Annotated in this window: 16 protein-coding genes and 2 pseudogenes; 9 read left to right on the forward strand and 9 right to left on the reverse strand. The window is 39.6% G+C overall.

The genetic code is table 11. The features are described from left to right. Nucleotides 1–130: 130 nt before the first annotated feature. The 5 genes and pseudogenes from E0H94_RS06890 to E0H94_RS18895 all read left to right on the forward strand — a co-directional run bounded on the left by E0H94_RS06890 (nucleotide 131) and on the right by E0H94_RS18895 (nucleotide 5,336). Nucleotides 131–1,441 (forward strand): D-alanyl-D-alanine carboxypeptidase family protein, encoded by a 1,311-nt coding sequence (locus E0H94_RS06890; protein WP_131325723.1) that lies wholly within the window; start codon nucleotides 131–133, stop codon nucleotides 1,439–1,441. A 127-nt stretch (nucleotides 1,442–1,568) separates the two neighbouring features. Further along, nucleotides 1,569–2,453, forward strand: a pseudogene (locus E0H94_RS06895) (NAD(P)/FAD-dependent oxidoreductase). A gap of 135 nt (nucleotides 2,454–2,588) precedes the next feature. Continuing rightward, complete coding sequence (gene slyD / locus E0H94_RS06900) at nucleotides 2,589–3,071, forward strand: peptidylprolyl isomerase (RefSeq protein WP_116761623.1); 483 nt, start codon at nucleotides 2,589–2,591, stop codon at nucleotides 3,069–3,071. A gap of 138 nt (nucleotides 3,072–3,209) precedes the next feature. Next, complete coding sequence (locus E0H94_RS06905; protein WP_131325724.1) at nucleotides 3,210–4,625, forward strand: cryptochrome/photolyase family protein; 1,416 nt, start codon at nucleotides 3,210–3,212, stop codon at nucleotides 4,623–4,625. Between the two features lie 585 nt (nucleotides 4,626–5,210). Next, a complete protein-coding gene (locus E0H94_RS18895) occupies nucleotides 5,211–5,336 on the forward strand; it encodes a hypothetical protein (RefSeq protein WP_264757391.1) in 126 nt (41 codons plus the stop codon). Nucleotides 5,337–5,427: 91 nt separating this feature from the next. Here E0H94_RS18895 and yaaA read toward each other — a convergent pair whose 3' ends face one another. Continuing rightward, nucleotides 5,428–6,207, reverse strand: a complete 780-nt coding sequence (gene yaaA / locus E0H94_RS06910) for a peroxide stress protein YaaA (RefSeq protein ID WP_131325725.1) — start codon at nucleotides 6,205–6,207, stop codon at nucleotides 5,428–5,430. Nucleotides 6,208–6,332: 125 nt separating this feature from the next. Here yaaA and E0H94_RS06915 point away from each other — a divergent pair, with 125 nt between their 5' ends. Both E0H94_RS06915 and E0H94_RS06920 read left to right on the forward strand, forming a co-directional pair. Further along, nucleotides 6,333–6,962 carry an alpha/beta hydrolase gene (locus E0H94_RS06915; RefSeq protein WP_131325726.1) on the forward strand — a complete coding sequence of 210 codons (630 nt, stop codon included), beginning with the start codon at nucleotides 6,333–6,335 and terminating at the stop codon, nucleotides 6,960–6,962. 249 nt (nucleotides 6,963–7,211) lie between these two features. Further along, nucleotides 7,212–7,652 carry a DUF2147 domain-containing protein gene (locus E0H94_RS06920; protein WP_131325727.1) on the forward strand — a complete coding sequence of 147 codons (441 nt, stop codon included), beginning with the start codon at nucleotides 7,212–7,214 and terminating at the stop codon, nucleotides 7,650–7,652. Between the two features lie 156 nt (nucleotides 7,653–7,808). Here the strand turns inward: E0H94_RS06920 and E0H94_RS06925 are convergent. The 4 genes and pseudogenes from E0H94_RS06925 to pheA all read right to left on the reverse strand — a co-directional run. Further along, nucleotides 7,809–8,084 (reverse strand): annotated as a pseudogene (locus E0H94_RS06925) (GNAT family N-acetyltransferase); the annotation flags it as partial. Between the two features lie 243 nt (nucleotides 8,085–8,327). Beyond that, entirely contained in the window at nucleotides 8,328–8,702 is a 375-nt protein-coding gene (locus E0H94_RS06930; RefSeq protein WP_131325729.1) for a hypothetical protein, read from the reverse strand. 116 nt (nucleotides 8,703–8,818) lie between these two features. Beyond that, on the reverse strand, nucleotides 8,819–11,065 hold the full coding sequence (locus E0H94_RS06935) for a bifunctional prephenate dehydrogenase/3-phosphoshikimate 1-carboxyvinyltransferase (RefSeq protein ID WP_131325730.1): 2,247 nt from the start codon (nucleotides 11,063–11,065) through the stop codon (nucleotides 8,819–8,821). Nucleotides 11,066–11,236: 171 nt separating this feature from the next. Continuing rightward, nucleotides 11,237–12,346 (reverse strand): prephenate dehydratase, encoded by a 1,110-nt coding sequence (gene pheA / locus E0H94_RS06940; RefSeq protein WP_131325731.1) that lies wholly within the window; start codon nucleotides 12,344–12,346, stop codon nucleotides 11,237–11,239. 439 nt (nucleotides 12,347–12,785) lie between these two features. Between pheA and E0H94_RS06945 the strand changes: the two genes are divergently transcribed. Continuing rightward, nucleotides 12,786–13,304, forward strand: coding sequence for a type 1 glutamine amidotransferase domain-containing protein (locus E0H94_RS06945; RefSeq protein WP_131325732.1), 519 nt, complete (start codon nucleotides 12,786–12,788; stop codon nucleotides 13,302–13,304). A gap of 31 nt (nucleotides 13,305–13,335) precedes the next feature. On the opposite strand, the gene E0H94_RS06950 is transcribed toward E0H94_RS06945, so the two are convergent. Then, nucleotides 13,336–14,481: an acyl-CoA dehydrogenase family protein gene (locus tag E0H94_RS06950; protein ID WP_131325733.1), complete on the reverse strand. Its 1,146-nt coding sequence runs from the start codon at nucleotides 14,479–14,481 to the stop codon at nucleotides 13,336–13,338. A 152-nt stretch (nucleotides 14,482–14,633) separates the two neighbouring features. After that, nucleotides 14,634–15,980, reverse strand: coding sequence for a dicarboxylate/amino acid:cation symporter (locus tag E0H94_RS06955; RefSeq protein WP_131325734.1), 1,347 nt, complete (start codon nucleotides 15,978–15,980; stop codon nucleotides 14,634–14,636). A gap of 445 nt (nucleotides 15,981–16,425) precedes the next feature. Between E0H94_RS06955 and E0H94_RS06960 the strand changes: the two genes are divergently transcribed. Then, the gene (locus E0H94_RS06960) at nucleotides 16,426–17,421 is read left to right on the forward strand and encodes a glycosyl transferase family protein (RefSeq protein ID WP_131325735.1); all 996 of its coding nucleotides are present in this window, start codon (nucleotides 16,426–16,428) and stop codon (nucleotides 17,419–17,421) included. 101 nt (nucleotides 17,422–17,522) lie between these two features. Here E0H94_RS06960 and E0H94_RS06965 read toward each other — a convergent pair whose 3' ends face one another. Then, nucleotides 17,523–17,795, reverse strand: a complete 273-nt coding sequence (locus E0H94_RS06965) for a YeaC family protein (RefSeq protein ID WP_016167472.1) — start codon at nucleotides 17,793–17,795, stop codon at nucleotides 17,523–17,525. 2 nt (nucleotides 17,796–17,797) lie between these two features. Continuing rightward, on the reverse strand, nucleotides 17,798–18,703 hold the full coding sequence (locus tag E0H94_RS06970) for an NAD(+) kinase (RefSeq protein ID WP_131325736.1): 906 nt from the start codon (nucleotides 18,701–18,703) through the stop codon (nucleotides 17,798–17,800). Nucleotides 18,704–18,842: the final 139 nt, after the last annotated feature.

Genomic DNA, 18,842 nt, shown 5'->3' on the forward strand with positions numbered 1-18,842 from the left:
TTTTTTTCTAAACCGATGCAGAACTGTGTTATTTGTCTGCAACTCAGACTAGCCATCAAGTTAAAAAAGGCATAGCATTCCCCTTGTTTTGTCAGTTTCTTGCTGATGGATTAGCTTGATAGGAATACCTTTGAAACGTTTCACTTACCTCCTCGCTTTATTTGCTTTGCTCTGCACTTCTTTTGCACATGCAACGCTCCTTAACTTAGTTCCCGAAAGTGTTCAAGCCGAATCATGGACGATTTTAGACACTCAATCTGGACAAGTGATTGCTGAGCATAATAGTCATGCGCAACGCGCACCTGCTTCATTAACCAAAATGATGGTCGGTTATATTACGCTGAAAGAAATTCAAGCAGGACATTTACGTAAAGATGAAGTACTCACCGCTACGCCTGTCGTGAAAACAGTCATGTGGGACGAATCACAAATGTACCTAAAGGAAGGCGAAAAAATTTCGGTAGATCAACTTCTGTCAGGTTTAGTTGTGATGTCGGCAAATGATGCAGCAGTGACACTTGCCGAGCGTATTTCAGGCAGTATCCCAAAGTTTGTTGAACGTATGAATCAGGAAGCAAAAGCACTCGGTATGAAAGACACGCACTTTCAAAACCCAGCAGGCATTACCATGCCAGAGCACTATTCCTCTGCAAATGATTTAGCGCAATTAGGACAAGCGATTAGTAAGCAAACGCCAGACTATTTTTATTATTCCAAGCAACAAAGCTTTAGCTATAACCAACGCTATCACCATGCGACCAATTTAGTCTTGAAAATGGATCCTACCGTTGATGGCTTAAAGACAGGCTACACCAAAGCCGCAGGTTATAATCTGGCCCTCACGGCAAATCGCCCAAGCATGAATCCTGATGCGCCAAATCGTCGCTTAGTCGTTGTAGTCATGGGCACCAAAAGTGCAGCAAAACGTGCGGAAGTTGCCTATGACCTGATGAATTTGGCATATACCTACACACGTAATGAAATTGCCATTAAAGACAAGCAACTGATTGCAGAACTCCCCGTGGTGAAATCCACACTGAAAATGTTCAAAGTCCAAACCCAAGCACCTGAACTGATTACAACGTCTTTGTACGACCAACCTTATGCAATTGATTTAAGCACTTACGATAAAATCAATCAGCGTATTATGCTCAATACAGGTGATGGCAGCTTACATTCTGTTAACCCTTTGGCAGAAACAAAAACACATTTAAATATTGAAATGAATGAACATGCTTTGACTGCTCCACTGGCAAAAGTCATGCAGTTGGCGACCGTGCATGTTTATCAGAACAATCAACTGATTCGTACGATTGCAATTGAAGATGATGTTCAAATTGAAGAAGCAAATATATTCGAGCGTTTTCTGCTCTGGATCAAACACATTCTTCCCTTTTTAGGTTCAGATGATTTTAAAGTGAAAATTTATCCACTCCATTAAAGTTAAATGCTTTAGTTTGGTTTGTGTAAGTTATTGTAATTTATAAAATAATCCCAACACGCCGAATAAAAGAAGATGGCATGTTAAGCCATCTTCTTTTTTTTAATAATAAAATAGATCGGTCAAAATGAACGAACTACATAACATTGTGATTGTGGGTGGTGGCATTGGAGGATTAGAACTCGCCACTTTATTGGGGGGGAACATTTCGGCAAACATGCAAAAGCTAAAATTACTTTGGTTGACCAAAACCTAACGCATATTTGGAAACTGTTATTACATGAAATTGCAGTTGGTGCACTGAATGCACACAGCGAAGAACTGAATTATTATGCTCATGTAACACAACATGATTACAAATTTGTCTTAGGTCGCTTTAGCCAATTAGATCATGTACATAAAAGTATTTTATTAGAGCATCCATTTTCTGGTACGAACGAAGATCAGCATCACTATTCCCTTAGCTATGACACCCTTATTTTTGCTATTGGTTCAACCTCGAATGACTTCAATACAGAAGGTGTAGGTGAGCATTGCCATTTTCTAGACAGTCGCGTACAAGCCGAACAATTGCAGCAATTGATGGAATTTGAAAAAGATCATTTAAATCGTTTAAAGGTCTACGCGACCCTACAAACAAAAACAGACCCGAATATTTTTGCCTTTGGCGATTGCGCACATTGCCAACCGATTGTCGATGAACCTGTACTTGGACCTCGCGCACAAGTGGCCAGTCAACAAGCACATTTCTTGGTCAGTGCAATGTCCCCACGAATTAAAAACAAAGCACAACCGATGTTTAAATTTGCAGATAAGGGCTCCCTAGTGTTATTAAGTCATCATAAAGCTGTAAGAGAATTACTTGGGCAAATGAATGTGCAAGCTTGGGTGGCGAAATCACTCTTTATATCGTATGCATCAAGCAAGCTTACATGGATAGACTCGCACCGCTTATTTTATGGCAAAAGATGCAATGAACAAAAAACTGGCACCTAATATTAAATTGCATTGAATTTTTTTAAACTGCCCTTATTAACTTTAAAATGTCGTAAAAAAGTACAAATTGCAGAATTTTTGATGAAATACAGTCAACAAATTCTGCTTTTCACTTTATGATGTACCCTTAAAAATTGAATGGATCAATAACATGACTGCTATTGCAAATAACCACGTGGTTTCTTTCCACTACACATTGACTAACGCAGAGGGTGAAACTCTCGACCAATCTCAAGGTGAACCACTTGCATATTTGCACGGTGCGGGCAACATTATCCCAGGTTTAGAAAAAGCGCTTGAAGGCAAAACAGTAGGCGAAAAATTCACTGTTAACGTTCCTGCTGCTGAAGGCTATGGCGAATACAACCCAGACCTAGTACAAGAAGTTCCAGCGCAAATGTTCCAAGGCGTTGACAACATTCAAGCAGGTATGCAATTCCAAGCTCAAACTGATGATGGCGTTCAAATCGTTACTGTTAAAGCAGTTGAAGGCGACAACGTAATCGTTGATGCAAACTTCCCACTTGCTGGTCAAGACTTAACTTTCGCAGTTGAAATCGTAGAAATCCGTGAAGCTTCTCAAGAAGAATTAGATCACGGTCACGTACACGGTGCGGGTGGTCATCACCACTAAGATCGACCGATCAAAAAAGGGCAAATTTAACTTTGCCCTTTTTTACACCTAGTGTTTTATTTTTATACATCTCATCCTACTGAATTCGACCAAATCGTTTTAGAATCAAGCTAAGTTGTTTATTCAAGTACTAAGCTCATGCAATTGATTTGGTTCCGACAAGATTTACGTATACAAGACCATGCTGCACTTTGGTATGCCATGCAAACCGACTCCTGTATTGCAGTGGTCATCTTGTCTCCCGAACAATCGGCGATTCACCATGATGCTCCTGTTAAAATAGGGTTTTATCTCCGTCAATTACAGGTGCTAAAACAACAACTCCAGCAACTCAATATCCCTCTCATCATTCATCAAGTTCCCCTATGGAAAGATATTCCTCAAGCTCTACTAAATTTAAGCACAGCACATGCAGTAGAAACGGTTCATGCCAATATTGAGTTGGGTGTGAATGAATTAAAGCGTGATAGCGAAGTTCAAAATCTACTCCAGCAACATGAGAAATCATTAGAACTTTATCAAGATCGTACGCTTTTCCCAATTGGTTCCATTCGGAATAAATCACAACATCCCTATCAAGTCTTTGGTGCATTTAAAAAATATTGTTATGAACAATTCAGTTTGAGTCTGCCGCAATGTTACCCGACACCTACGGCACAAGCTCCTGTCAACCTTGTGGTAGAGAGCAGGGTTCCTAAACTCGCTGAATTATGGAGCAATACACTTGATGATGATTTTGAAACTCAATGGCCTGTTGGTGAAGACTATGCCTTACAACGCTTAGATGATTTCATTAAAAATAAAGTTAACTGCTATCATAATGAAAGAGACTTTCCTAATTTACAGAGCACCAGTCAAATCTCGGCTTATTTAAACATTGGCATGCTTTCCATTCGCCAATGTATTCAAGCCCTATTCAGAGCGCAACAAGGGCATTTCCTCCCTGAAAATTTAGGACAGCAAACTTGGTTAGATGAACTGCTATGGCGTGAGTTTTATCAACATATCTTGTATGACTTTCCGCAAGTCTCTAAGCACTTACCGTTCAAAACAAACACACAATATATTCAATGGCGTGATGCACCTGAAGACTTAGCAGCATGGCAACAAGGACGGACTGGCATCCCGATTGTTGATGCAGGAATGCGACAATTGCTTGCCACGGGTTGGATGCACAATCGTGTCCGCATGATCACTGCAATGTTTTTATGTAAAAACTTACTGATTGACTGGCGTCTGGGTGAGCAATGGTTTATGCAACATTTAATTGATGGCGACTTAGCTGCAAATAATGGCGGTTGGCAATGGTGTGCTTCCACAGGTACAGATGCTGTGCCCTATTTTCGTATCTTTAACCCGATTAGCCAATCACAAAAATTTGACGCCAATGGTGACTATATTCGCAAATGGGTTCCTGAATTGGCCCATCTCGATGCCAAAAGTATTCATGAACCATTTGCCAAGAATGCAAACTTAAAACTGAACTACCCTCACCCAATTGTAGATTTAAAATCCAGTCGTCAGCGGGCAATTGAAGCCTTTAAAGGTATTTAATGCAATTGAACCTTTACCATACATAAAATTTCTTTTTCAGCACTTTCAATATGTTGCCCATCAAAGGCAAAAGAATATGAAAGTGCTCTAATAATAAACGATTAATACATGAATTTTCATGTTATACTTCATTCATTAATCTACCCAGCTACATTTCTTTTCGAATCTGGTCTTTCTATAACCAGATTCTTGCTGACTTAATTCCTAGATTAAACAACTTGATATCTCCTCGGACTAAAATGCTGTCCTGATCAAGTTTGCTTTACTTACATTGAGCAAATCTATCTATAAAGTATGATCTTGCCCAAAGATTCTGATTGGCGATATTCTGCTCCTCCAAAAAGTCAGATCTTCACATGAAGAATGCTGTTTTGTTGACTTGCGCTATGCTTGGGTCAGCTTTGATGAATTTGAGTGAGCTATAAGTCATTCATCAGATCTTATTTGACTGAATCATGAGTCTGATATGCACTTAACTGTGCATAGACAGCTTCGTCAATCGGTGTAACTGTATATAAAGCATCTAGCGAACTAGGCAATCCCGATGGTAGATGAAATCTATTTTTTTCATTAAATGAGGTGCTTATGCGTACGTTTCTAGTGGTCTTACTTACATCATATTACTTGGTTGGTTGCCAAGGGGCCGTAACACCTCCTCCACCGTCTACACAACCGCTTATTCAAGATACACCAAGTGGTTGGGTGGGTTAAATGAAAAAGCCCCTTTGTTTAAGGGGCTTATTTTTGAACAGTGATTTATAAAAAATCCATCAATAATCACTCAAGCGTAATCCTCAGATTTTCAAGCTACTTGTTCATCGCGCTTAAAGACCAGCTCACCTTGAATTGAACTGGCCGCATCAAAATAATAACCATCGGTATTAAATGATTTTAAATCTTCTACACGATTCAATCGATTTTCAATCATATAACGAGCCATTAAGCCACGTGCTTTCTTCGCATAAAAACTAATGACCTTGTATTTACCATTTTTCTGATCTAAGAATACTGGTTTAATAATTTCCGCTTGTACTTTGCTTTGTTTTACAGACTTATAATATTCATCCGAAGCCAAATTCACCAATACGTCGGAATTCGCCTGCGCTAAGTCAGCATTAACCAATTGTGTCATCTGATCCCCCCAAAACTCATATAAATTATGACCTCGTGCATTGGCTAATTTGGTGCCCATTTCTAATCGATACGGCATCATTAAGTCCAAGGGACGCAATAAACCATAAAGACCAGACAACATGCGTAAATGGGTTTGTGCGAATTCCAAGTCTTGCAAAGTTAAATCATAAGCATCTAAGCCCGTGTAGACATCGCCTTTAAAAGCAAAAATAGCCTGACGCGCATTGGAAAAATTAAACTCAGGTTGCCAGTCACGAAAGCGTGCTACGTTTAATTGTGCAATTTTTTCACTGACACTCATTAAACTGGCGATTTCTGAAGCAGACAGCTTACGACTTACGTCTATAAGTTGTTGTGAATGCTCTAGCAGTCTTGGTAAAGTGTGTTGGTCAGTTGGAAGTGCAGATTCATAATCTAAAGTCTTAGCAGGAGAAATTAAGGCGAGCATATACAATTTGATTAAAAAATAATTAAACAGACTATAACAGTAGACTAATTTTTTTTCCAATCTGTGTTTTTACTGATCATAATCGGTAAAATAACGGATTCTCCTGCTATTAATCCATTTATCTTATGTCCGAGCAAATTTTCGTTCCCGGTCCAGTGGGTCAAATTGAAGTTTTCGTTGATTACCCACAAGGCGAAGTGAAAGGATTCGCGGTAATTTGCCACCCTCATCCATTGCAAGGCGGCACACCACAACATAAAGTTCCAGCACTTTTGGCTCAAATTTTAGCTGAAAATGGCTGTGTGGTTTATCGTCCAAGCTTCCGTGGCTCAGGTCAGAGTGAAGGTGTTCATGATGAAGGGCATGGTGAAACTGACGATGTATTAAAAGTGATTCATCATGCGCGTTTACAGCATGCTGGCTTACCTTTTTATGCGGGCGGCTTTAGCTTTGGTGCACATGTCATGGCAAAATGCTACGATGCTTTACCAAGTGAACTCAGATCTATTCAAACTATTTTGTGTGGTTTGCCAACAGCGACTGTTGCAGGTGTTCGTCACTATCAAACGCCTGATCTTAAAGGTGATATTCTGTTTATTCACGGTGAAGCGGATGAAGTCACGTTACTTTCAGATATGATTGCGTGGGCAAAACCTCAGCGTCATTTGGTCACAGTTTTACCGGGTGCGAATCACTTCTTTACTGGGTACTTAAAACAGTTACGTATTGCGATTTCACGCTTCCTACTGGTTTAATCTGCAAATATCGGGAAAGAAATCATTCTCTGATGTCATGTGATTTCTTTCTTGAACACCCCACTTTGAATAAATAATTTTAATCTCATACCAATAAATCCTTGGCAACCACTTATATAAAAATATTTATTTCGGTGGATGTTTTGGCATTTTATGCACATCATTATTTAAATAATTAATTATACAATCAATGTCTTAGCTCACTATAGCTTTCCACTTTTAAATTTCAAAACTGCGGTCAACGACTCTATGAAAACATTTTTTGGGGCAATTTTACTTGCTTTAGCCACGACATCAAGTTTTGCACAGGACATTACAGGCACTTGGCATTATATCGATGATAAAACAGGTGAACCTAAAGGTTGGGTTAAAATTGAGAAACAAGCTAATGGCACTTATGCAGGAAAAGTCATCAAACTCACACCTAGAGTCGGTTATACCCCGAAAGAATTCTGCACAAATTGTCCACCACCGTTTACCAACAAACCTATTGTGGGTATGCAGGTCATCTCAGGTTTAAAAACTACAGATGCTATCAATTACAACAACGGTAAAATTCTAGATCCTGTTTCTGGAAAGATTTATAGCTTAAAGGGTAAGGTTAGTGCGAATAGTAAAAAACTCTTTTTACGTGGCTATTTTGGGGTTTCCGCTGTAGGCCGTAGTCAGACTTGGTTACGTGTGGAATAAACATCTGATTTTCTATTTTTATTGAATATCAAATCTTTAGTACTAAAGTGATATTCAATGTATCAATTAAAATGCTGAATTGTAAATAATTCAGCATTTTCTATAGTGTAGGATTAAGTAGCCCCTCTAAAACCAACAGAAATTTAATATCAATTTTTAGCTATATATTTTCTTGGTATTACTCACTTTACGATCTAAAGCTTCTGCAATTTTTTGATTTGCCCAGTTTTTTTCGGCTACAGAATAATAAAGCTGTCGTAACCCTAGCTCTTCAAACGCGAATTTAATCAGAGTTTCAACAGCATCTCTTCCAAATTTATGTCCATACCGTTGCTCTTTCACTCCTAGTCTAACAGTTGGTGCTTCATTCTTTAAACCATGTAGACCACATAAACCAATAAAAATCTGGAGCTCATTATCTTTTAATACAAAGACGAATTCCTCCTGATTTTACCTACCAATCGGCCATTTAGGCCACACCACTCTGAAACCGTTCTCAGACTATGACACAATCCATGTCTTAGCGAGCTAAACTGGGTGTGATTAAGATATAAGCTTCCAAGGCATCTTGGATTGAAAACAGCAAAATACTATCTCTTGCAACTTAATTGGGTAAGCCTTGTATATCTTGGGTTTAGCTGATCTATGATTGCGTTCGGGTTCTACTTTGCTCTCTCACCGCCATTCAAACTCACTAAAGGTAGTGTCTTGCTTCAAACTATTCTCAACCGCTTGTGCCAATTGATTCAATAAGCTTTGCTCAGCAATACGCTCCAACCAGTCCTGATCTTCGGTTGGATATGAAGTAATTTCACAGACTAAATGACCATCCTGATCTGAACTTTGACAGGTAATGGATAAAGGTAAAGCATGATTATCTACAGTTACAGCAACATGATCACCACTTTGCGGCAAGGTATGAAATCCATATTGATTCAGCTTACCTACCAATAAATCTGCCACATATTCTTGGGTTATATGGCATTGGTTATTTGCTTCCACGACATGTTGATGCTGCTCGCAATTGGCAGTGAATTGTAATTTTCGCATAGCTCTACCTAAAGGCATTTTTGTTTTATGGGTTTAGCATAAGCAATAAAAACAAAACAGCCAAGCATTTGCTTGGCTGTTCAATCATAAATAACTGACTTGTTGAGTCACAATGCTTATTCAGTCGCCTGAATGGCTAAACCTGCTTGATTGCTCAGTTCAGTAAATGTTGGGAAACTGGTTGCAACCGTTTCTGTACCCAGAATTTTAATCTCACCTGAACTACGTAAACCCGCCATACTAAAGCTCATAGCAATACGGTGGTCATGATGGGATTCAATTTCACCGCCTGCAAAGATTGCAGACCAATCTCCAGATTGACCTTTACCTTCAATGATGATGCCATCTTCTGTCGGGGTGCAGTCAATGCCCATGGTTTTCAGACCATCTGCCATCACTTGAATACGGTCAGATTCTTTCACACGTAATTCTGCTGCACCAGTCAATACAGTTTGCCCTTCGGCACAAGCTGCAGCAATAAACAATGCAGGAAATTCATCAATCGCTAGTGGTACTTGGTCTTCAGGCATATGAATGCCTTTTAAAGTACGACTACCACGAATACGAATATCTGCAATTGGTTCACCACCTGCAATACGTTCATTTTCAACAGTGAGGTCAGCACCCATTTGTTTCAAAATTTCAATTACACCCGTACGCGTTGGGTTAATGCCCACAGCTTCAAGCGTCACGTCTGAACCTTCAGTAATTGCAGCACCGACCATAAAGAAAGCAGCGGAAGAAATATCCGATGGTACCTGAATATCCGTACCGACTAACTTACCACCACCTTGCAGTGAAATATGATTACCTTCAGTTTTCACCTCATAACCAAAAGCACGTAACATACGCTCAGTATGATCCCGTGTTGGCTCTGGCTCAGTCACAGAAGTTTCACCTGCTGCCCATAAACCTGCCAATAGAATGCCTGATTTCACCTGAGCAGAAGCCATTGGTAAATCATAGTGAATGCCTTTTAAAGGTTGACTACCTGTTATCGAAACTGGCGGTGTGCCACGCTCACCTGTGGTTTGAATTTGAGCACCCATTTCACGTAAGGGTTTGGCAATACGCTCCATTGGACGTTTTGACAACGAAGCATCGCCCGTCATCACTGAATCAAATTTTTGCGCAGAAAGCATTCCCGACAAAAGACGCATAGATGTGCCTGAGTTACCCATATACAAGGCGCCCGCTGGTGCTTTTAGACCATGCATGCCAACGCCATGAATGGTCACTTCACCATTTTTAGGACCTTCAATACTCACGCCCATATCACGGAAGGCTTGTAACGTCGCTAAAGCATCTTCACCTTCAAGAAAACCTGTTACATGGGTTGTGCCTTCTGCAATCGCACCAAACATGATAGAGCGGTGAGACACAGACTTGTCTCCAGGCACGGTGAATTTACCTTGGAATGTTTTAGGGCCTGGCAAAATGGTAAATTGTTGTGTCACCTTATTTTTCTCCATCAGGGGTTTCTTGGCTAACATATGATTAAAATGTTGTCGCGCAGCTTGAGCATTACCGAGTAATCCCATTAAGGCTGGCGAATCTTCATCTTCAATCAGTTTTCTGAGTACAGCAAGTTGTTGTTCAAAACCATCTACAGCATTCAAAATGGCTTTTTTATTGGCAAAAAAGATGTCATGCCACATTTGTGGATCACTGGCAGCAATACGTGAGAAATCACGGAATCCACCCGCAGCATAACGGAATATATCCAAATTATCTGCTCGATTGGCCAACTGTTCGACCAAGTTAAATGCCATCAAATGCGGTAAATGACTGGTATGCGCCAACACTTCATCATGCTTTTCCACATCCATGCAAATGACTTCGGCTTTTGCCGCTTGCCAAAGGGTAATCAGTTTTTCAACCGCCCAAGGCGCACTGCTTGGAAGTGGTGTCAGAATGACTTTATGATGCGCAAATAAATCGACTTTACCTGCATGTACGCCCGTATGTTCCGCGCCCGCAATTGGATGTCCTGGCACAAAACCAGCAGGAAGGGTTTCGCCAAAGACAGCTTTGGCTGCATCGACAACATTTCCTTTGGTGCTTCCCACATCGGTAATGATACAATTTTCAGATAAATAAGGCTTAATTGTCGCTAAAGCTTTTTCAGTTGCTCGTACAGGCAAAGCAAGTACCACCAAATCAGCACCCTGAACAGCATCGACAGGATTACTAAAGCCATCGGTAATTAAGCCTAAAGCTTTTGCATCTTCCAAGGTCTTAGTTGAACGTGTTGATGCGACAATTTGTTTCGCCAATTTTTCAGCAACTATTACACGAGCCAGACTTGAACCAATCAGGCCAAGTCCAATAAATGCAACTTTTTCAAATAATGGCTGTGTCATCTTTTATGCTTTCGCCTCTAAACTCCACACTTTGGCAAGTGCATTTCAACGATATTGTCATGTCTAAGTTTGTTTCACTTAAAGATTTTTGCAAGCCGTCTCGACATTATTGATCTAATCAAAATTAAGCTTCAATCATGCGAGACGGCAAACCATCTTTTATAGCGAATGTTATAGCACAGCGATTGGATAGGAACCCAATACACGTACTTCTTTCACCAAAGGACGAATTTCTTCAATTGCCGCTTTCACATTTTCTTGTTCAATATGACCTTCAAGGTCAATGAAGAACACATAAGCCCATTTTTCTGGTAAAGCTGGGCGCGTTTCAATACTGGTCAAACTAATTTGGTGTTTTGCAAAAGGTGCTAAGATTTCAAGTAATGCACCCGCACGATCATGTGCCGAAATCAACAAAGAGGTTTTGTCATTGCCACTTTGTGGCACTTTTTCACGACCAATTACCAAGAAACGTGTGGTATTTTCTGGATTATCTTCAATATTACTGTGCAGAATTTCTAGCTCATAAATACTTGCAGCAACATCCGATGCAATTGCAGCCGAATGCCATTCATTACGAATACGGCGCGCCGCTTCTGCATTTGAATTGAGTGCAACACGTTCTACACCTGGGTAATGTGCATCCAACCATTTACGGCACTGTGCCAAGGTTTGTTGATGCGCATAAATCTGCTTAATACTGTCTTTACGGGTATTTTCAGAAACTAAGAATTGATGGTGAATACGCAGTTCCACTTCACCAATCACATTTAGGGTCGATGATTTAAAACAGTCTAAAGTATGGTTCACGACCCCTTCAGATGAGTTTTCGACTGGTACTAGACCATAGTGTGCACTGCCCGCTTCAACTTCGCGGAATACTTCATCAATCGTTGGTAAAGGGCGAACCACCGCATCCTGACCAAAATGTTTAAGTACTGCAGAATGTGTAAATGTTCCCACTGGCCCCAAGAAAGCAATACTTTGTGGAGCTTCTAATGCCAAGCATGCTGACATAATTTCACGGAATAAACGTGCCATTGTTACATCAGACAAAGGACCTTCGTTACGCTCCATCACATTACGTAGAACTTGTGCTTCACGTTCAGGACGGTAAAACATTGGATTCTCTTCAGAGGCAAACTTTGCTTTTGCTACTGCTTCGGCCAAGCGTGCGCGACGATTAATCAGTTGTTGAATCTGCTGATCGACAGAATCAATATCTTCGCGAATCTTGGTCAAGTCCAGAGAAGTCGTAGTGTTTTGATCGTCGTTGATCATTGTTATTTCGCCCTTCGAAAACGTGAATGCCGACAGTATATCAAGAGTTCAATTAAATGGTAGGCAATAAAATCTGGATTCATCCTGATTTCAACGCTATCGCCTGTAATATTTGCCAAAATCCAACTAAAGTTTTGAATTATAGATTAGATATAGCATCTGGCTTAGCCATCTTGGGAATAAGATGATCTAAATACATAGACTCATAGGATTGAAACTCTCCATGAAATGTCATCATCAAGACCACACAACCTTGAAAATTGATGAATCACGTTATCTTTATTATTTTTATTTAAAACATAGCACTAGAAAATTTCATTAAGAATATGACATGATCAAGGCATGTTACTTTAGGTCACAATTTAACCACAATTAAATATGACGTATTTCACAATTTGTCTGTTATTTTAAATTTAAAAATGCTATTCGGAGAATAAAAATGTCAAAAAGAATTGCAGTTTTAGTCACGCATGACTTTGAAGACATGGAATATGTCGAACCCGTCGAAGCCTTTCGTGCTGCGAGCCATAGTGTAATTAACATTGAAAACAAAGCTGGCAATATTGTTTACGGAAAAAAGCGCCGATATTCAGTCACTATTGATCAAGGCATTGATGATGTTACTGTGCATGAATTTGATGCTTTGCTTATTCCTGGTGGCTATTCACCAGATCACTTAAGAGCAGATGAACGCTATGTCGATTTTGTCCGTCGCTTTGCCAATGCACAAAAACCGATTATGAGTAGTTGTCATGGTCCACAATTATTGATTAATGCAGGCGTTGTAAAAGGTCGGCGTATGACCACCATGAAATCCGTTATTGTTGATTTACTTAATGCAGGTGCAGTGTTTTATGACGAAGCCGTGGTGAATGACAATAATTTGTATATTTCTTCGCGCTCTCCAGAAGATCTACCTGCCTTTATTCGCGAAAGTTTGACTGTACTCAAACTCTAAATCAAAAAAAGAGCCTTTCGGCTCTTTTATATTATGAGCGTCCAATCATGCCACGCGCGACAATTTCTTTCATAATTTCGTTGGTTCCACCATAAATCCGCTGAATTCGAGCATCGACAAAAAAACGAGAAATTGGATATTCCGTCATGTAACCATAGCCACCAAACAATTGTAGTAATTGATCTGCAACTTTCATTTGCATGTCTGTTGAAAAACTTTTAAGTGCTGCAGCCGTTTCTACATCAAATTTACCTTGCATATAAAGTTCTACATTTTGGTTATAAAAGGCTGCTGTCGCCAGTTCATCAATTTTTGCCTGTGCCAGTACAAAACGCGTGTTTTGAAATTGACCAATTTTTTGTCCAAAGGCCTGACGTTCTTGTACATATTGCGTGGTCACATCCAATGCCCCACGAATAGCTCCTAAAGCTGTCGCAGCAATCGCTGTTCTTTCACGCGGCAACTCTTGCATAAGATAGTTAAATCCATGCCCTGCTTGTCCCAATAACTGATCCCTAGGCACTTGCACATTATCAAAAAATAATTCTGAAGTATCCTGAGAATGTAAACCGATCTTGTCTAAATTGGTTCCTTTCTTAAATCCATCTAAATGGGTATCTAATAAAAGTAAAGACACCCCTTTAGCACGTGCTTGCGGATCTGTTTTCACTGCAAGAACCACGAGGTCAGCATGTTGTCCATTTGAAATAAAGGTTTTAGAACCATTCAGCACATAATGATTGTCTTGCAAAATTGCAGTGCTACGTATTGCCTGTAAATCTGAACCAGCCCCTGGCTCAGTCATCCCAATCGCACCCACGACTTCGCCTGTAACCATTTTCGGCAACCAATATTGTTTCTGTTGTTCTGTTCCAATATGTAAAATATAAGGCGCAGCAATTTCAGAATGACATGAAATCGCGGTAGAAAGTGCCCCATATCCTGCACGAGCAGATTCTTCCACCAACATCAAAGAATAATGGGTCGGCACGCCATAGCCACCATATTGTTCAGGCACATCTACACACAAAAAGCCATTTTCACCCAATTTATTCCATACTGTGCGCGGCATAATGCCTTCACGTTCCCATTGGTCATAATCTGGGGCAATATGCTCTTGCATAAAGCGCTTAAAATTATCTTTAAATAGTTCTAAATCTGCATCGTAGGCTAACATTATTCTTCCTGAGTTATTTTTAATCTTCATCAGACATGCTAGGCAATTTTATAGCATCTGTCATGTGCAGCTTTTGTCTTATTTATGGCTACTTTAGGTCAATACAAAAACAAAAAAGGAAGCCGAAGCTTCCTTTTTTTAATCAGAACACATTAAGCGTGAGCTTGATTACTGTCATCCATCATTTGCTTGTCTACCTCTTCAGGGTTAGCTAAAGCAAAATCTAGTTTTTCCTTGTCGAGCTGACCGACCCATTTTGCAACCACAATTGTTGCCAATGAGTTACCCACCAAATTAGTTAATGCACGTGCTTCAGACATGAAACGGTCAATACCTAAAATTAAGGCCAAGCCAGCAACAGGAATATGACCTACCGCAGACAAAGTTGCTGCCATCACAATAAAGCCTGAACCCGTTACACCCGCAGCACCTTTAGACGAAATCAACAACACCAATAACAAAGTAATCTGATGTGAAATATCTAATTGAGTATTGGTTGCTTGAGCAATAAAGACCGCAGCCATGGTTAAGTAAATTGAAGTACCATCCAAGTTAAATGAATAACCTGTTGGAATCACGAGACCTACTACAGATTTTTCACAACCCGCAATTTCAAGTTTCTTCAACATACGTGGCAAAACAGATTCTGAAGATGATGTTCCTAAAACAATCAATAATTCTTCGCGAATCATACGAATCATTTTCAAGATACTGAAACCACAAAAACGGCTGATGGAACCCAGTACAATAAAGATGAACAATAAACAGGTAATGTAGAAGCAGATAATTAACTGAGCCAATTGCGCTAAGCTGCCAATACCATATTTACCAATGGTAAATGCCATTGCACCAAAGGCACCAATAGGTGCAAGCTTCATAATCATATTTACAATATTGAAGAAGACATGCGAAATTTGGTCAATTAGCTTAAGAACTGGTTTACCAGAATCACCTAATTTATGTAGTGCGAATCCAAATAAAATAGCGAATAACAATACTTGAAGAATTTCACCTTCAGCAAAGGCACCCACCACAGTATGTGGGATGATATTCATTAAGAAATCGATAGTGCTTTGTGACTGACCTGATTCTACATATTTAGAAATACCCGACACATCTAAAGATGCAGGGTCAATGTTCATACCTACACCAGGTTTGGCAATATTGATGACCAACAAACCAATCAGTAAGGCAATCGTAGAAACGATTTCAAAATAAAGGAGAGCAATACCCCCTGTCTTACCCACTGATTTCATGCTTTCCATGCCAGCAATACCGCTAACAACTGTACAGAAAATCACTGGGGCGATGATCATTTTAATCAATCGGATAAATGCATCACCTAAAGGTTTAAGCTGTTCGCCTAAACCTGGGACATATTGTTCAGCACCATTTACAATCTGGGTTCCACTTGGGGAGAAATGACCAACCAGAATACCTGCAATGATGGCGACAATCACTTGAAAATACAGTGATTTATAGATAGGTTTTTTAGTCATAGCGTTACTTCTAAACATATTTCTAGAACTAGAAACATCCAATATTTGTCTATTCCTAAGAATACACAGCCCTTAAAAATTCCTTTTATAATCACTACAAAAGGCTATAGGTATTAAGTCAGTCTTAATACCTTCTCATTAAACTAAATAATAATATCCGCGATTCCATCGCAGTTAGACTATTGAAAATGAGTATTTTCAATATGATAGAATAAACAACTAATAAGAAAAACTTAACAGTTATCCTTATTCGCTGGAATTCTACCGAACTTTTGAACAGTAAATCTACATATATTTTCAAATTCGATTAAATTATGCTCGTTTTTTATTAGACATTGGTCGTATACCTAACCCGTCATTTTTCTTTCTTTTAGATCAAAATCTTTCTATTATCAATTTAAACTTTTCTCCCCCAAAACACGAAATTACACAGTGATCTGAGCGAATGACAACCAAAAGAAATTTATACAAAGATTTTGAGCATCCATTTGCCCAATTTGTCCGTATTGTCGGTAAAGGCAAGAATGGTGCACGATCATTAACTTATGATGAAGCCTATCAAGCATTCAAAATGATTTTGAACGATGAAGTACTGGATGTGCAATTGGGTGCTTTTTTGATGCTGTTGCGTGTTAAAGAAGAATCTGTAGACGAATTGGCTGGTTTTGTACAAGCAACTCGTGACTCGCTAAATTTTAAAGCCCTTGACGTAGATTTAGATTGGTCTTCGTATGCAGGAAAACGTAAACATTATCCTTGGTTCTTATTGGCAGCATTAACATTAGCCCATCACGGCTATAAAATTGTCATGCATGGTGCTGCGGGGCACACCTTAAACCGTGTTTATACCGAACAAGTGCTTGAATATTTAGATTTCCCCATTTGCCAAAATCAAGATGAGGTTGAGCAGCAACTACAACAACGTAATTTTGCCTATTTACCCTTAGAAGTTATTTCACCCATCCTGAGTGAACTGATTGCATTACGCAACGTTATGGGATTGCGCTCACCGATTCATACCTTAGCGCGACTAATTAATCCATTTAATGCGAAAGCCACTTTACAAGCCATCTTCCATCCTGCCTATCGTAGCTCTCATCAACAGGCTGCTTTTAAACTTGGTTATCAAAACAGTGCTGTTATTAAAGGTGAAGGTGGTGAATTCGAGCGTAACCCTGATGCCAAAACACTAATTTGTGGCATTAAAGATGGGGAATTGTATGAGCACGAGCTTCCTAAACTGACAGACAACCGAAGTCCCGTCGAAGAAGAACTCGATTTGGCTGTGTTTAAATCGGTATGGCAAGGTCAGCAACAGCATGAATATGGTGAAACTGCGGTCATAGAAACTATGGGCATTGCTTTGTATAGCATGGGAGTATGCGAAAGTTACCCTGATGCCATGTTGAAAGCAAAAGAGCTTTGGATCCATCGTTTTTAATTTTGCCATTCCAGTGTAATGACAAAAACAACAATATTAACAAAAAGGACTCTATTTAGAGTCCTTTTTTATATATCAGATTTTAGTAAAGCATTTTTGACTTAAACAAAACGAATGGGCTTAAATTCAGGTTCATTTTTGTGATGATCATCATCACACTCTTCACCTTCTTCTTTTGTGCCACGGTCAATATAACCGCTGCGCTCTGTTTCTGGTAAATGCTTCATTTCCCATGCATACACGGCTTGCATACAAATTTCACGTTGCTCTTTGGTTAATGCAACACCATTTGGCCATTTACCAATTTCAATCGCAGTCTTTAAACGACCAACAATATCTGGATCAAGTACAGCCAGCATTTGTTCAATATTCATTTTTAATCCTGTTGTTGCAATGAATCAAAATCACGATTCCAACCTAGTTTAGTACGACAAGCCATATAAAAGTCATACCCAGGCGGATGCAAGAGATTTAATTTAAATGGATGTTTGCGGATATGCAAACTATCTCCCACATTGAGTGAAACACTATGTTGCCCGTCGGCACTGACCATTGGCAATACACGATTTTCACGAATTAGTATTTTAATTTCACTATGTCCGCCTACAACAATGGGACGTGATGAGAGTGTATGCGGATGCATCGGGACTAAGGAAATCGCATCCATACTTGGATGCACAATAGGTCCACCACCCGATAATGCATAGGCGGTTGACCCCGTTGGTGTAGAAACAATCAGCCCATCACTGTGCTGACGGTACACATATTGCCCATCGATGTTTAATTCAAAGTCAATCATGTGTACAGATTTACCCGAATGCAGCACAACATCATTTAAGGCAATTGCATCATGAATCGTTTCACCTTTGGAGCGAACTTCCATTTCCAATAAAAAACGACGGTCTTGCTGAAACTCACCTTGTAAGACTTGATCGAGCTTATAGATAACTTCAGTCGGCTTAATATCGGTAAGAAAACCCAAACGTCCACGGTTTACACCCATAACAGGCGTATTATATTTCACCAAAGCACGCGCAGCATGTAACAAGGAACCATCACCCCCAACCACAATAACTAAATCTACAACCTCACCCAATAAGGCTCGACTGACCGTTTGTGTATTTTTATAAGGGACAAGCTCGGCGGTTTCTGCATCAAAAACAGGATGTAAACCCAAGCTCATAAGATGATCGTGAATGAGGCTTAAAGTTTCAACAACAGAAGATTTGTCTGGTCGACCAATTAATCCAATATTCCGAAAAGACTTGTGTGAAAGTTGCACCTATGTGATCGCTCCGTTAGGATTCTGGCTTATCATATCATTAAACCCGAATGAAATAAAAAACCATATAAATAGCCTGATTAGCCCATTCATTGGTATGGCTTTTCGCATCTGTGACAGATTTATTATTGCAAAATGG

The sequence above is a fragment of the Acinetobacter sp. ANC 4173 genome (assembly GCF_004331255.1).
Classification (GTDB): domain Bacteria; phylum Pseudomonadota; class Gammaproteobacteria; order Pseudomonadales; family Moraxellaceae; genus Acinetobacter.

What these genes read in the sequence shown, in the direction of transcription:
- slyD (WP_116761623.1), top strand. Translation starts at nt 2,589, where the DNA reads ATGACTGCTATTGCAAATAACCACGTGGTTTCTTTCCACTACACATTG.
- E0H94_RS06905 (WP_131325724.1), top strand. Translation starts at nt 3,210, where the DNA reads ATGCAATTGATTTGGTTCCGACAAGATTTACGTATACAAGACCATGCT.
- E0H94_RS18895 (WP_264757391.1), top strand. Translation starts at nt 5,211, where the DNA reads ATGCGTACGTTTCTAGTGGTCTTACTTACATCATATTACTTGGTTGGT.
- yaaA (WP_131325725.1), bottom strand. Translation starts at nt 6,207, where the DNA reads ATGCTCGCCTTAATTTCTCCTGCTAAGACTTTAGATTATGAATCTGCA.
- E0H94_RS06915 (WP_131325726.1), top strand. Translation starts at nt 6,333, where the DNA reads ATGTCCGAGCAAATTTTCGTTCCCGGTCCAGTGGGTCAAATTGAAGTT.
- E0H94_RS06920 (WP_131325727.1), top strand. Translation starts at nt 7,212, where the DNA reads ATGAAAACATTTTTTGGGGCAATTTTACTTGCTTTAGCCACGACATCA.
- E0H94_RS06930 (WP_131325729.1), bottom strand. Translation starts at nt 8,702, where the DNA reads ATGCGAAAATTACAATTCACTGCCAATTGCGAGCAGCATCAACATGTC.
- E0H94_RS06935 (WP_131325730.1), bottom strand. Translation starts at nt 11,065, where the DNA reads ATGACACAGCCATTATTTGAAAAAGTTGCATTTATTGGACTTGGCCTG.
- pheA (WP_131325731.1), bottom strand. Translation starts at nt 12,346, where the DNA reads ATGATCAACGACGATCAAAACACTACGACTTCTCTGGACTTGACCAAG.
- E0H94_RS06945 (WP_131325732.1), top strand. Translation starts at nt 12,786, where the DNA reads ATGTCAAAAAGAATTGCAGTTTTAGTCACGCATGACTTTGAAGACATG.
- E0H94_RS06950 (WP_131325733.1), bottom strand. Translation starts at nt 14,481, where the DNA reads ATGTTAGCCTACGATGCAGATTTAGAACTATTTAAAGATAATTTTAAG.
- E0H94_RS06955 (WP_131325734.1), bottom strand. Translation starts at nt 15,980, where the DNA reads ATGACTAAAAAACCTATCTATAAATCACTGTATTTTCAAGTGATTGTC.
- E0H94_RS06960 (WP_131325735.1), top strand. Translation starts at nt 16,426, where the DNA reads ATGACAACCAAAAGAAATTTATACAAAGATTTTGAGCATCCATTTGCC.
- E0H94_RS06965 (WP_016167472.1), bottom strand. Translation starts at nt 17,795, where the DNA reads ATGAATATTGAACAAATGCTGGCTGTACTTGATCCAGATATTGTTGGT.